We start from the raw sequence: 13,997 nt of genomic DNA on the forward strand, positions 1-13,997 counted from the left end.
TCTCCATATGGCGACGGGGGAATCCACGGGGGGAAACGGGGGATCCACGGGGGACGGGGGAACGGGCCGGCCGGTCGCGGTCACGGGGGGCGACCGGCCGGCCCGGTGGGGTGCGGAACGCGATGCGGTGCCGCCCGTCCGGCGTCCGTACGCCTGGCCCGCACGGTCTACGACCGGCCCGCGCGGCCTACGACCGGCCCGCCCGGCCCCGCCGCAGACGCAGGGTCAGGATCTGGAAGGGCCGCAGCGCGACCGGCACCGAGCCGTCGCGGCGCACGTCCGCCTCGGCCAGCGGTCGCTCCAGCAAGTCGGTGACCTGGGCACCTGCCAGCGGGAACCCCGTGCGCAGCACTCCGGCGGTCCGGCCGCCCCGGCACTCGTACAGCCGTACCACCACGTCCCCGGAGCCGTCGTCGGCGAGCTTGACGGCTTCCACCGTCACGCCCTCGCCCTCGGCGGAGACGACCGGTTCCGGCTCGCCCGCCGAATCCGCCACGCGCAGCGGGAGGTTGAGGGCGTAGCCCTCGGCCACCGCGTCCTCGATGCCCGCGCCGGGCAGCAGCGCGTAGGTGAAGCGGTGCCGGCCCTGGTCGGCCTCCGGGTCGGGCACACGCGGGGCGCGCACCAGGCTGAGCCGGACCGTGGTGGTCGTGCCCCCGTCCTCGCGGACGGTACGGGAGACGTCGTGGCCGTAGGTGGAGTCGTTGATGAGGGCGACGCCGTAGCCGGGTTCGGCGATGTGCACCCAGCGGTGGCCGGAGACCTCGAAACGGGCCGCTTCCCAGCTGGTGTTGGTGTGGGTGGGCCGCTGGACGTGCCCGAACTGGATCTCGGCACAGGAGTGCGGGGCACGCAGGTCGACGGGGAAGCCCGCCTTGAGGATCTTCTCCTTCTCGTGCCAGTCGATGTCCGTCTCGATGTCGATGCGGGCGCTGCCGGCCCGGACGGTGATCGTCTGGGTGATGCCGGAGCCCTTGCCGAAGGAGCGCACCACTCGGATCGCGCCGACCAGAGGGGTGTCCTCGACCACGGTCACCGAGTCGGGCTCCAGCAGGTCGGTGTACCGGTTCTTGTAGTGCTTGTCGATGTCCCAGGCGTCCCAGCAGTTGGGCAGATCCGTGTGCAGGCGGAGCAGGTTGCCCTGGCCGGCGAGGACTTCGCGGGCCGACCGTAGATCGTATACAGACGACAGTGTTCCGTCGTCCGTCACCTGTACACGGACGATCCCGTTGTCCAGGGTGAGCCCGGTGACCGTGACCGGCCGCGGGGGTTCGGCCGGAGTGAGGGGCGCGGAGCCGTTCGCGGGCACCCTCACGTACACCGGTGCGCCCCCGGGAGCACGGACCACCTCGGCGCGCTCGAACGGGCCGGCGTTGAACACGCGGGGCCCGCCGGCACCCAGCGCGGCGATCGCCTCGCCCGTGAGCGCCTGCAGCTCCTCGGCGATCCGGGCGTACGCGGCCTCGGCCTCGCGGTGCACCCAGGCGATGGAGGAGCCGGGCAGGATGTCGTGGAACTGGTGCAGCAGAACCGTCTTCCACACACGGTCCAGCTTCTCGTACGGGTAGGTGTAGCCCGGCGCGTGCAGGGCGGCCGTGGTGGCCCACAGCTCGGTCTCGCGCAGCAGGTGTTCGCTGCGCCGGTTGCCCTGCTTGGTGCGGGCCTGGGTGGTGTAGGTGGCGCGGTGCAGCTCCAGGTACAGCTCGCCCGCCCAGACCGGGGCGTCCGGGTATTCCGCGCGGGCCTTGGCGAAGAACGCGTCGGGGTGTTCGATCTCGACCTTCGCCGAGCCCTCCAGGTTCTTCAGACGGCGGGCGCGTTCCATGATCTCGCGGGTGGGGCCGCCTCCGCCGTCGCCCCAGCCGAAGGGAGCGAGGGAGCGGGTGGCACCGCCCTTCTCGGCGTAGTTGCGGACGGCCCGGGCCATTTCCTCGCCGCTGAAGCGGGCGTTGTAGGTGTCGATGGGCGGGAAGTGGGTGAAGATCCGGGTGCCGTCGATGCCCTCCCACCAGAAGGTGTGGTGGGGGAAGGTGTTGGTCTGGTTCCAGGAGATCTTCTGGGTGAGGAACCACTCGTTGCCGGCGAGCCGGGCCAGCTGGGGGTAGGCCGCGGTGTAGCCGAAGGAGTCGGGCAGCCAGACGCCCTTGGTCTCGATGCCGAAGTGGTCCAGGAAGAACCGCTTGCCGTGCACAAGCTGGCGGGCGAGGGCCTCACCGCCGGGCAGGTTGCCGTCGGCCTCCACCCACAGGCCGCCGACGGGCGCCCACTGGCCCTTCGCCACGGCCTTCTTGATCCGCTCCCACACCTGCGGGTAGTGGTCACGCACCCACGCGTACTGCTGGGCCTGGGAGCAGGCGAAGACGAACTCCTCGTACTCGTCGGCGAGCGCGGTGGCGTTGGAGAACGTCCGGGCCGCCTTGCGCTTGGTCTCCCGGATCGGCCACAGCCAGGCGGTGTCGATGTGCGCGTGGCCGACGCCGGAGAGGAGGTGGGCGCTGGCATGGGCGGGCTTGGCGAGCACCGGGCGCAGGGCCTCGCGCACGGCGGGCGCCGAACCGGAGACGTCGTCCAGGTCGAGCAGGTCCATGGCCCGGTCGAGGGCGTGCGTGATCTCGTGCCGGCGCGGGTCGTGCTCGCCGAGTTCCACCATGAGTTCGCGCAGCACCTGCAGGTCGAGGTCGAGGTGCCAGACCTGCTCGTCGAGTACGGCGAGATCGGCGCGGCGGAGTGCATACAGTGGACGGTCGCCTGCCGTCCGTACATCGCCGAGCGGGGTCGGTCCGGCGAAGCCGTTCGCCAGGATGTCCGGGTTGGAGGCCGCCTCCACCAGATAGTCGACCGTCTCCCCGCCCGCCGCCGGGTGGGCGACCGGCACGTACTGGTTGAGCGGGTTGACCGCCTTCAGCGGGGTGCCGTCGGTGCGGTGGACCAGCGCCTCGGCCTGGTTGCCGGGCCAGTCGCCGACGAAGCCGAGGTCGATGACCGACTCCACCCGCTCGCCCGCCCACTCGGCGGGCACCCGGCCCCGCATCCGGAACCAGGTGGTCCCCCACGGCGGTCCCCACGGCGTGTCCCTCGCGAAGGGCGTGTACGGGGCGGCCGCGGCCTCCTCGAAGGAAACCGGTTCCCCGGGGGCCTGCCAGGCCTCCACCTCCAGGGGGACGGCGGCGGCGTAGAGCGCGGGCCTGATGCGCTGGTGGTGGAGGCGTTCGACGCGCTCCTCGATCCGGCGGCGTTCGTCGTGCATGGCGGTCTCCCAAGGACGCTGGGGGAGCAGAGGACGCTGGGAAGGCGGAGGACGCTGGGGCGCAGGGACGCTCGGGGGCGGAGAGACGTGGTGGAAACGCTTACTTCAGGTACGCCAGGCCAGGATGGACCTCGGTGTACGCCTCGACCAGTCTGCGGGCCACATTGACCGAATCGACCAGCGGATGCAGCGCGAAGGCCTTCACGGCCGTCCGCCGGGATCCGGACTCGGCGGCGGCGAGCACCTCGCGCTCGACGGCCTTGACGGAGCAGACCAGCCCGGTGGCGTGGCCGGGCAGCGGGGCGACGGCGACCGGACGGGCGCCGCCCGCGTCGACCAGGCAGGGGACCTCGATGACGGCATCCGCGTCGAGCGCGGCGAGGGTGCTCCGGTTGCGCACGTTCAGGATCAGCGTCGTCCGCTCGTCCCGGGCGATGGCCCGCATCAGCGCCAGCGCCACCTTCTCGTAGCCGCCGGACAGGTCCTCGGGCTCGCGCTCCCCCGCACCGGCGCTCTCCCGGTTGTCGGCCATGTAGGTGGCCTCGCGTTCGGCGCGGGTGCGGTTCCACACGTCCAGCGCGGACCGGTCCGTGCGCAGGGCTTCAACGTAGAAACGGGCCTGCTGATCGCGCAGGAAGGCACCTCGGGTCTGCTCGGCCTCCTGGTAGGCGCGCACGGTTTCGCGGTTGAAGTAGTAGTAGTGCAGATACTCGTTGGGGATCGCGCCGAGCGACTGCAGCCAGTCGGCCCCGAACAGCCTTCCCTCCTCGAAGGAGCCGAGCAGGGCGGGGTCGGCGAGCAGGCGCGGGAGTTCGTCGCGTCCGGCGACGCGCAGGCCGCGTACCCAGCCGAGGTGGTTGAGGCCGACGTAGTCGACGAAGGCCTCCGCCGGGTCGGCGCCGAGGACGCGGGCGATACGGCGGCCGAGGCCGACGGGTGAGTCGCAGATGCCGATGACGCGGTCGCCGAGGTGCCGGGACATGGCCTCGGTGACCAGGCCGGCGGGATTGGTGAAGTTGATGACCCAGGCGTGGGGGGCGAGGCGGGCCACGCGCCGGGCGATGTCGACGGCGACGGGGACGGTGCGCAGACCGTAGGCGATGCCGCCCGCGCCGACGGTCTCCTGGCCGAGCACCCCCTCGGCGAGCGCTACCCGCTCGTCGTCGGCGCGGCCCTCCAGGCCGCCGACGCGGATCGCGGAGAAGACGAAGTCGGCGCCGGCGAGGGCCTGGTCGAGGTCGGTGGTGGCGGTCACCCGGGGCGCGTCGGAGAGACCGGCGGCTTGCGCATCCAGTACACGGGTTACCGCATACAGTCGACGGTCGTCCAGGTCGTGCAGAACGACCTCGGTCACCCGCCCTTCGGCGCGGTCGGTCAGCAGGGCACCGTACACAAGCGGCACGCGGAATCCGCCGCCGCCCAGAATCGTCAGCTTCACGTCTGCACCCTTCCCGGAGCTCCCGCCACGACCACCTCGACGCCCGCTTCCCGGGACGCGGACCGGCCGGCCGGGTCCACCGCCGCGTCCGCCACCGGTGCGTCCGTCATCGGTGCGTCCAGGACGGGCAGCGTGACACGCCGTCATCGTAGTGGCGCCGCATCAGCGACCCCTTCCCCGGATCACCCTCAGGGCCCGGACAACGGGCCACCCCCGCAACGGGCCGCGCTCGCGGACCACCGCGCCGCCGCCGAGTCCACCCCGGCGCTTCAGGGCGACTTCACCCGGCGGCCCCGTGACCACGGAATTCTGCACGGTGTGAGCGACGGAAATCCGGCCGGGCGCGGCGGTGCCCGGCCGTACGAGTACCAGGCGTGCCGGGCTCCGGTGCGTATCCGGTGCCACCAGCACGAGGGAATCGTGCTCGTCAACGACCACTACGTCCGGGGCCTCGGCCGGCTGGCGGCGGTCTGGGAGCTGGTGCGGGCCGACGGCCGGATCCTGACCGCTCCCGCAGGCCTGCCCGACCTGAGGCCGGGCGAGACGGCGGCCGTACTGCCGCCGTTCCGGCTGCCGCGGGAGTGCGGCGAGACGTGGCTGACGCTGCGGGTGGTGACGGCGGTGGACGAGCCGGGGGCACCGCGTGGTACGGAGCTGTGCGCGCCGCGGGTCCGGCTGCGGACGGCTCCCCCGGCAGCCCGGCAGGCCGATGCCGACGGTGTCGTACGGCCGTTCCCCCCGGCTCGGGCCGGGAACCAGCGCCGGAAGCGGCCCCTGCGCGCCCTCTGACCCGGCTCGCCTCCCTCCCCCGGCTCCCTCCCGCCGGCTGCCTCGGCTCCGTCATGAGCCGCTGACCGGGAGGCTTCACCCAGTGAACTCCCTTACGCTGAGGGGACTTTCTTTGTTTCAAGCCTTGACGGCCGTGGGGGCGGGGAGCACATTTGGCGGCACCTGAGAGCGCTCTCACAACTCGTGGAGGGCGCCCGGCGCAGAGTCCCGTACACCCCGTACCCGAGAGGCCTGCCATGAGCGATTCCTCCGGCATACCCGGAAAACGCCCCCAGCGGCACCGCCTGCGGCGCGCGCTCGTCGCCGTCGTCGCCACGTTCGGCCTGGCCGCGGCCGTCGCCACGGCGGCCGGCGCGCCCGCGAACGCCACCGCCCCCGCCCCTCCCGCGGGCTGGACCCAGCTCTTCCTGGACGACTTCGACGGCGCGGCCGGGTCCGGCGTGAACACCGCGAACTGGCAGTACGACACCGGCACTTCCTACCCGGGCGGCGCCGCGAACTGGGGCACCGGCGAGGTCGAGACGATGACCTCGGGCACGGACAACGTGGCGCTGGACGGCAAGGGCGATCTGCTGATCACGCCGCGCCGGGACGCCTCCGGCAACTGGACGTCCGGGCGGATCGAGACCACCCGTACCGACTTCCAGCCCCCGGCCGGCGGCAGGCTGCGCGTGGAGGCCCGCATCCAGATGCCGAATGTGACCGGGGACGCGGCGGCCGGCTACTGGCCCGCCTTCTGGATGCTGGGCGCCCCCTACCGCGGCAACTACCAGAACTGGCCGGGCGTCGGCGAGCTGGACATCATGGAGAACGTCCAGGGCCTGAACAAGACGTGGGCCACCGTGCACTGCGGCACCAATCCCGGCGGCCCGTGCAACGAGACGACGGGCCTCGGCAACTCGACCGCGTGCCCGAACACCACCTGCCAGGCGGGCTTCCACACCTACACGATGGAGTGGGACCGCTCGGTGAGCCCCGAGGCCATCCGCTTCGCCGTCGACGGCGTGACCTACCAGACGGTCACGGCGAACCAGGTGGACGCGACGACCTGGGCCAACGCCACGAACCACGGCTTCTTCATCATTCTGAACGTGGCGATGGGCGGCGGCTTCCCGGGGGCGTTCGGTGGCGGCCCGACCGGCGCGACGGAGCCCGGCCACCCCATGGCCGTCGACTATGTGCGGGTCCTTGAGTCCTCGGGCGGCGGGGGTGGCACCACTCCCCCGCCGTCCGGCAACCGCGACGCCTACAGCGCCGTCCAGGCCGAGTCGTACGACAGCCAGTCCGGCATCGACACCGAGACCACCACGGACACCGGCGGCGGCCAGGACATCGGCTGGATCGCGAACGGCGACTGGGCGCTGTACAAGGGCGTCAGCTTCGGCTCCGCGGCGGCCACCCAGTTCCACGCGCGCGTGGCGAGCGGGGCGACGTCCGGGGTGAGCGGTCTGGTGGAGGTGCGGCTGGACAGCCGGAGCAACGCGCCCATCGGCAGCTTCGCGGTGGGCAGCACCGGGGGCTGGCAGACGTGGAAGACGGTACCGGCCAACATCAGCGCGGTCACCGGCACCCACGACGTCTATCTGACGTTCAGCAGCGGCCAGTCCGCGGACTTCGTGAACGTGAACTGGTTCGACTTCGGTCACTGACCGCGACGGTCGTACGGCCGCGGGGCGAGCACCAGAACGGCCGTCACGGCGCCCGGCGGGGCGTTCAGCGCAGCTCCGCCCGGAACGCGACCGGTGTCTGACCGCTGTGCAGATGGAAGAACTTGGTGAAGTTCGCCGCGTCGGGGAAGCCCACCGCTGCCCCGACGCGGCCGATCGGCATGTCGGTGTGGGCGAGGAGGCGTTTGGCCTCCAGGACGACGCGTTTGTCGATGAATCCCTTGGGGGTCTCCCCGGTGGCGGCGCGGACGGCGCGGACGAGGGTGCGGCGGGAGTAGCCGAGGGCGTCGGCGTAGGCGCTGACGCTGTGGTTGGTGGCGAAGTCGTGCTCGACGGCGTCCCGGAAGCGGGTGAAGGTGCTGTCCGTCTGCTGCCGGGTGACCTGTGCGGAACTGGCCGCGAGGTGCGCGAGGCGCAGCAGGAACGCGGTGAGGGTGTGCCTGAGGACGGCGGTGTGCAGGCTGAGCGGGAGGGTGGCGGTGTCCTCGTACTCGCGGCGCAGCTGGTCGAGGGAGGCCTGCAGGGCGGTGAGCCGGTCCGGGCCGGGGTGCAGCAGGGGCGGGAGGTCGTAGCGGTACAGGCCGGTGGCCTCGACGGTGGCCCGCGGCAGGAAGCCGGGTTGCATGGTCAGGACGGTTCCGCGGTACACGGTCTCGCGGGAGAAGCGGTGGACCTGTCCGGGGCGGATCCAGAGCAGGTCGCCGGCGCCGGCCTCGTACTCGGCGAAGTCGATCATGTGCCGAACGGGGCCGTCGGTGAACAGCATGACGACGTGGAAGTCGATGCGGTGGACGCGGTGCAGGGGGGCGTCGGCGTGCCAGGTGCGGTCGGTTCCCATGGGGCCGATCTGCATGCCGACGCCGCCGACGGCCAGTTCCGTCGGGAAGGGGAAGGTTCTGATGCCGTCGCCGTCGGTGGGAGGGGTTCCGCCTGCCATGTCCTTTTCGTGCCGTCCCTGTCGCTGTCACTGTCCCAGATTCACCACAGGCTGACACACCCCCACCTTTCTTCGAAAAAGTCAGACTTTTAAGTTTGAACGCGTCAAGCCAGCAATCCCGCTCCGAACGAGGACTTCTTGAAGATGACCGCGCAGAATCCCGAAGGCTTCGAGTGGACCGACCTCGACCGGCGTGCCGTGGACACCGCCCGTCTGCTGGCGGCTGACGCGGTCCAGAAGGTGGGCAACGGCCACCCGGGCACCGCGATGAGCCTGGCACCTGCCGCGTACACGATCTTTCAGAAGGTGATGCGTCACGATCCCGCCGATCCCGAGTGGGCCGGCCGGGACCGTTTCGTCCTCTCCCCCGGCCACACCTCGCTGACCCTGTACACCCAGCTGTTCCTGTCCGGGTACGAGCTGGAGCTGGACGACCTGAAGGCGTTCCGGACCCAGGGCTCCAGGACGCCGGGGCACCCCGAGTACGGGCACACCGCCGGCGTCGAGACCACCACCGGCCCGCTCGGCCAGGGTGTCGCCAACGCGGTCGGCATGGCGATGGCGGCGCGCTACGAGCGCGGCCTGTTCGACCCGGACGCGCCGCGGGGCGAGTCCCCCTTCGACCACACCGTCTGGGCGATCGTCTCCGACGGCGACCTGGAGGAGGGCGTCTCCGCCGAGGCCTCCTCGCTCGCCGGTCACCAGAGGCTCGGCAACCTCGTCCTCCTCTACGACGACAACCACATCTCCATCGAGGGCGACACCGCGACCGCGTTCTCCGAGGACGTGCTGAAGCGGTACGAGGCCTACGGCTGGCACACCCAGCGCATCGAGCCCACCGCCGGCGGCGACATCGACGTGCCCGCCCTGTACGCGGCGCTGAGGGCCGCGCAGGCCGAGACCGGGCGGCCCTCGATCATCGCGATGCGCACGATCATCGCCTGGCCCGCCCCGAACGCGCAGAACACCGAGGCCTCCCACGGCTCCGCACTCGGCACGGAGGAGATCGCCGCCACCAAGCGCGTCCTCGGCTTCGATCCCGAGCAGACCTTCCAGGTCGAGGACGCCGTACTGAAGCACACGCGCCGGGCCCTGGACCGGGGCGCCGAGGCGCACGCCGCCTGGGACAAGCGGATCGCCGAGTGGCGTGCCGCCCAGCCGGAGCGGGCCGGGTTGTTCGACCGCGTCAGCAGGGGCGAGCTGCCCGAGGGCTGGGAGAACGCGCTGCCGGTGTTCGAGGAGGGCAAGTCGGTCGCCACCCGCGCCGCCTCCGGCAAGGTGCTGCAGGCGCTCGGCCCGGTGATCCCCGAGCTGTGGGGCGGCTCCGCCGACCTCGCGGGGTCCAACAACACCACCATCGACCGGACCAGCTCCTTCCTGCCGGCCGGCAACCCGCTGCCCGAGGCCGACCCCTACGGCCGTACCGTCCACTTCGGCATCCGCGAGTTCTCCATGGCCGCGGAGATGAACGGCATCGCCCTGCACGGCAACACCCGGATCTACGGCGGCACCTTCCTCGTCTTCTCCGACTACATGCGCAACGCGGTGCGGATGTCGGCGCTGATGCAGCTGCCGGTGACGTACGTGTGGACGCACGACTCCATCGGCCTGGGCGAGGACGGCCCCACCCACCAGCCCGTCGAGCACCTCGCGTCCCTGCGCGCCATCCCCGGCCTGAACATCGTCCGCCCGGCCGACGCCAACGAGACCGCGGTCGCCTGGGCCGAGATCCTGAAGAGGCACGCCACCAGCCCCGCCCCGCACGGGCTCGCGCTCACCCGCCAGGGCGTGCCGGTGTACGCGCCGAACGAGGACGCGGCCAAGGGCGGCTATGTGCTGCGCGAGTCCTCGACCGAGGTCCCGGAGGTGATCCTCATCGCGACGGGCTCCGAGGTGCAGCTGGCCGTGGCCGCGCGGGAGCAGCTGGAGACCGGGGGCATCGGCACGCGGGTGGTGTCGATGCCGTCCGTGGAGTGGTTCGAGGAGCAGCCGCGCGAGTACCGCGAGCGGGTGCTGCCGCCGGCCGTGCGGGCCCGGGTCGCCGTGGAGGCCGGGATCGGGCTGACCTGGTACCGGTTCGTGGGCGACGCGGGACGCATCGTCTCCCTTGAGCACTTCGGCGCCTCCGCCGACGCCGGGACCCTGTTCACCGAGTTCGGCTTCACCCCTGAGAACGTCGCCGCCGCGGCCCGCGAGTCGCTCGCCGCCGCGCGCGCCTGACACCGACGTCCGATACCGACGCAAGCAGAAAGATGATCACAGTGACCGAAGCAATCGCGCCCCCGGGAGCCCTCAAGCGCCTCGCCGACGAGGGCGTGTCGATCTGGCTCGACGACCTGTCGCGCAAGCGGATCACGTCGGGGAGCCTCGCCGAGCTGGTGGCGAGCGGCAGCGCCGTCGGTGTCACCACCAACCCGTCGATCTTCCAGGCCGCCATCGGCTCCGGCGAGGGCTACGAGGAGCAGCTCACCGACCTCGCCGTACGGGGTGTGACGGTGGAGGAGGCGGTGCGGATGATGACGACCGCCGACGTGCGGACTGCCGCCGATATTCTGGATTCTGTATACAGAACATCGAATGGTGTAGACGGCCGGGTCTCCATCGAGGTCGACCCGCGCCTGGCCCACGACACCGGGGCCACCGTCGCCGAGGCCAAGCAGCTGGCCTGGCTGGTGAACCGCCCCAACGTGATGATCAAGATCCCGGCCACCAAGGCCGGCCTCCCGGCGATCACCGAGGTCATCGGCCTCGGCATCAGCGTCAATGTGACCCTGATCTTCTCGCTGGAGCGCTACCGCGAGGTCATGGCCGCCTACCTGGCCGGACTCGAGAAGGCCCGCGAGCGCGGCATCGACCTGGCCACCATCCACTCCGTGGCGTCGTTCTTCGTCTCCCGCGTGGACTCCGAGATCGACAAGCGGCTGACCGCCCTCGGCACCGACGAGGCCCTCGCCCTCAAGGGCCGCGCGGCCCTCGCCAACGCCCGCCTCGCCTACGAGGCGTACGAGGAGGTGTTCGCCTCCGAGCGCTGGGTCGCCCTCGCCGGTGCCAAGGCCAACAAGCAGCGCCCGCTGTGGGCGTCGACCGGTGTGAAGGATCCTGCATACAAGGACACCCTGTACGTGGACGAGCTGGTCGCGCCGGGCACGGTCAACACCATGCCGGAGGCCACGCTGAACGCCGTCGCCGACCACGGCGAGATCACCGGCGACACGGTGACCGGCGGCTACGACCGGGCCCGCGCCGACCTGGCCGCCCTGGAGCGGCTCGGTATCTCCTACGGCGAGGTCGTCCAGCAACTGGAGGACGAGGGCGTCGCCAAGTTCGAGGCGGCCTGGCAGGAGCTGCTGGACGCCGTGGCGAAGTCCCTGAAGAGCAAGGGAGTTGACGCCCGATGACCGACAACGCACCCGCCGCCGCCCCGGCGCCCGAGGAGGTTCCGGCCCCGGCGGCCCTTCCGGCAGAGGGCGCCGCCGACTGGGTGAACCCGCTGCGGGACGCCCGTGACCGCAGGCTCCCGCGGATCGCCGGCCCGTCCGGGCTGGTCATCTTCGGTGTGACCGGTGACCTGTCCCGCAAGAAGCTGATGCCGGCCGTGTACGACCTGGCCAACCGCGGTCTGCTGCCGCCGGGCTTCTCCCTCGTCGGCTTCGCCCGCCGGGACTGGGAGGACCAGGACTTCGCCCAGGTCGTCCACGACGCGGTCCGCGAGCACTCCCGCACCCCGTTCCGCGAGGAGGTGTGGCAGCAGCTCGCCGAGGGCATGCGGTTCATCCCCGGTGACTTCGACGACGACACCGCGTTCAAGCAGCTCAAGGACGCCGTGGAGGAGCTGGACGCCTCCCGTGGCACGGGCGGCAACTTCGCGTTCTACCTCTCGGTGCCGCCGAAGTTCTTCCCGAAGGTCGTGCAGCAGCTGAAGAAGCACGGCCTGGCGAGCCCGCCGCAGGGCGCCTGGCGGCGCGCGGTCATCGAGAAGCCGTTCGGGCACGACCTGGACAGCGCCCGTGACCTGAACGCGATCGTGCACGAGGTGTTCGAGCCGGACCAGGTGTTCCGCATCGACCACTACCTCGGCAAGGAGACCGTCCAGAACATCCTGGCGCTGCGCTTCGCCAACCAGATGTACGAGCCGATCTGGAACCGGTCGTACGTCGACCACATCCAGATCACCATGGCCGAGGACATCGGCATCGGCGGCCGGGCCGGCTACTACGACGGCATCGGCGCCGCCCGTGACGTCATCCAGAACCACCTGCTGCAGCTGATGGCGCTGACCGCCATGGAGGAGCCGATCGCCTTCGACGCGGAGGCGCTGCTCACCGAGAAGCTGAAGGTGCTGAAGTCGGTGCGGCTGCCCGAGGACCTCGGCCGGCACACCGTGCGCGGCCAGTACGCGGAGGGCTGGCAGGGCGGCGAGAAGGTCGTCGGCTACCTCCAGGAGGACGGCATCGACCCCAGGTCGAAGACCGACACCTTCGCCGCGATCAAGCTGGGCATCGACAACCGCCGCTGGGCCGGCGTCCCCTTCTACCTGCGCACCGGCAAGCGGCTGGGCCGCCGGGTCACCGAGATCGCGGTGGTCTTCAAGCGGGCTCCGCACTCCCCGTTCGACTCCACCGCGACCGAGGAGCTCGGCCAGAACGCGATCGTCATCCGGGTCCAGCCGGACGAGGGCATGACCGTGCGGTTCGGCTCCAAGGTGCCGGGCACCTCGATGGAGATCCGCGACGTGTCCATGGACTTCGCCTACGGCGAGTCGTTCACCGAGTCCAGCCCGGAGGCGTACGAGCGGCTCATCCTGGACGTGCTGCTCGGCGACGCGAATTTGTTCCCCCGTCACCAGGAAGTGGAAGAGTCCTGGAAGATCCTCGACCCGATCGAGGAGTACTGGGCGGCGCACGGCCGGCCGGCGCAGTACGCGTCGGGCAGCTGGGGACCGAGGGAAGCGGACGAGATGCTCGCACGAGACGGACGGAGCTGGCGCAGGCCATGAAGATCGACCTGACCGACACCACGGCAAGCAAGATCAACAAGGCGCTGGTGCAGGGCCGCCGCGCCATCGGCACCCCGGCCGTGGGCATGGTCCTGACGATGGTCATCGTCACGGACGAGGAGAACGCCTACGACTCGGTCAAGGCCGCCGAGGAGGCCTCCCGCGAGCACCCCTCGCGGACCCTGGTCGTCATCAAGCGGCACGCCCGCACCCTGCGCGACCGCACCCACTCCCGGCTCGACGCCGAGGTCCGGGTCGGCTCCGAGGCCGGCACCGGTGAGACGGTCGTGCTGCGCACCTACGGCGAGGTGTCCGAGCACGCCGACTCGGTCGTGCTGCCGCTGCTGCTGCCGGACGCGCCCGTGGTCGTGTGGTGGCCGGGGGACGCCCCCGACGCCCCCTCCGAGGATCCCCTGGGCGCCCTCGCCCAGCGCCGGATCACCGACCTGTACGCGGTCGAGCGGCCGCTGGAGGTCCTGCAGACCCGGGCCCGCACCTACGCGCCCGGAGACACCGACCTCGCCTGGACCCGGCTGACCCTGTGGCGGTCGATGCTGGCCGCGGCCCTGGACCAGGCCCGGGTGAAGGTGACCTCGGCGGCCGTGGAGGCCGAGGCGGACAACCCCAGCGCCGAACTGCTCGCACGCTGGCTCGAAGCACGCCTGGGAGTCAAGGTGGACCGGGTGGTGAGCGCCGGCCCGTTCGTCACGGCCGTGCGCCTCGGCACCGCGAACGGCGAGATCGTCGTCGACCGCCCCGAGGGCCCCCTCGCGACCCTGACCCTGCCGGGCCAGCCGCCGCGCACCCTGGCCCTGAAGGTCCGCCCCACCTCCGAACTCATCGCCGAGGAACTGCGCCGCCTCGACGCAGACGAGATGTACGCCATCGCCCTCAAGGGCGAGGCCGCCAAGGAGAACGCCTGA

The 13,997-nt window shown here is 71.5% G+C and carries 9 protein-coding genes; 6 read left to right on the forward strand and 3 right to left on the reverse strand.

Annotation, left to right across the window (positions count from 1 at the left end; all coding sequences use genetic code 11):
• Positions 1–187 precede the first annotated feature (187 nt).
• Both ABT171_RS33785 and ABT171_RS33790 read right to left on the reverse strand, forming a co-directional pair.
• A complete protein-coding gene (locus tag ABT171_RS33785; RefSeq protein WP_351250215.1) occupies positions 188–3,247 on the reverse strand; it encodes a glycoside hydrolase family 38 N-terminal domain-containing protein in 3,060 nt (1,019 codons plus the stop codon).
• 100 nt (positions 3,248–3,347) lie between these two features.
• A complete protein-coding gene (locus ABT171_RS33790) occupies positions 3,348–4,685 on the reverse strand; it encodes a 6-phospho-beta-glucosidase (RefSeq protein WP_351250216.1) in 1,338 nt (445 codons plus the stop codon).
• Positions 4,686–5,003: 318 nt separating this feature from the next.
• Between ABT171_RS33790 and ABT171_RS33795 the strand changes: the two genes are divergently transcribed.
• On the forward strand, positions 5,004–5,474 hold the full coding sequence (locus ABT171_RS33795; RefSeq protein WP_503077570.1) for a DUF4981 domain-containing protein: 471 nt from the start codon (positions 5,004–5,006) through the stop codon (positions 5,472–5,474).
• Between the two features lie 236 nt (positions 5,475–5,710).
• On the forward strand, positions 5,711–7,123 hold the full coding sequence (locus tag ABT171_RS33800) for a glycoside hydrolase family 16 protein (protein ID WP_351250217.1): 1,413 nt from the start codon (positions 5,711–5,713) through the stop codon (positions 7,121–7,123).
• Positions 7,124–7,187: 64 nt separating this feature from the next.
• On the opposite strand, the gene ABT171_RS33805 is transcribed toward ABT171_RS33800, so the two are convergent.
• On the reverse strand, positions 7,188–8,078 hold the full coding sequence (locus ABT171_RS33805) for a helix-turn-helix domain-containing protein (protein WP_351250218.1): 891 nt from the start codon (positions 8,076–8,078) through the stop codon (positions 7,188–7,190).
• A gap of 144 nt (positions 8,079–8,222) precedes the next feature.
• Here ABT171_RS33805 and tkt point away from each other — a divergent pair, with 144 nt between their 5' ends.
• From tkt to opcA, 4 genes are read left to right on the forward strand one after another with little or no spacing between them, the layout of a single operon-like run.
• Complete coding sequence (gene tkt / locus ABT171_RS33810) at positions 8,223–10,298, forward strand: transketolase (RefSeq protein WP_351250219.1); 2,076 nt, start codon at positions 8,223–8,225, stop codon at positions 10,296–10,298.
• Positions 10,299–10,330: 32 nt separating this feature from the next.
• On the forward strand, positions 10,331–11,476 hold the full coding sequence (tal, locus tag ABT171_RS33815) for a transaldolase (protein ID WP_351250220.1): 1,146 nt from the start codon (positions 10,331–10,333) through the stop codon (positions 11,474–11,476).
• A complete protein-coding gene (gene zwf / locus ABT171_RS33820; protein WP_351250221.1) occupies positions 11,473–13,074 on the forward strand; it encodes a glucose-6-phosphate dehydrogenase in 1,602 nt (533 codons plus the stop codon). The genes tal and zwf overlap by 4 nt, the downstream gene beginning before the upstream one ends.
• On the forward strand, positions 13,071–13,997 hold the full coding sequence (opcA, locus tag ABT171_RS33825; RefSeq protein ID WP_351250222.1) for a glucose-6-phosphate dehydrogenase assembly protein OpcA: 927 nt from the start codon (positions 13,071–13,073) through the stop codon (positions 13,995–13,997). The genes zwf and opcA overlap by 4 nt, the downstream gene beginning before the upstream one ends.

This window comes from Streptomyces sp. NPDC001851, from assembly GCF_040297165.1.
GTDB lineage: Bacteria > Actinomycetota > Actinomycetes > Streptomycetales > Streptomycetaceae > Streptomyces.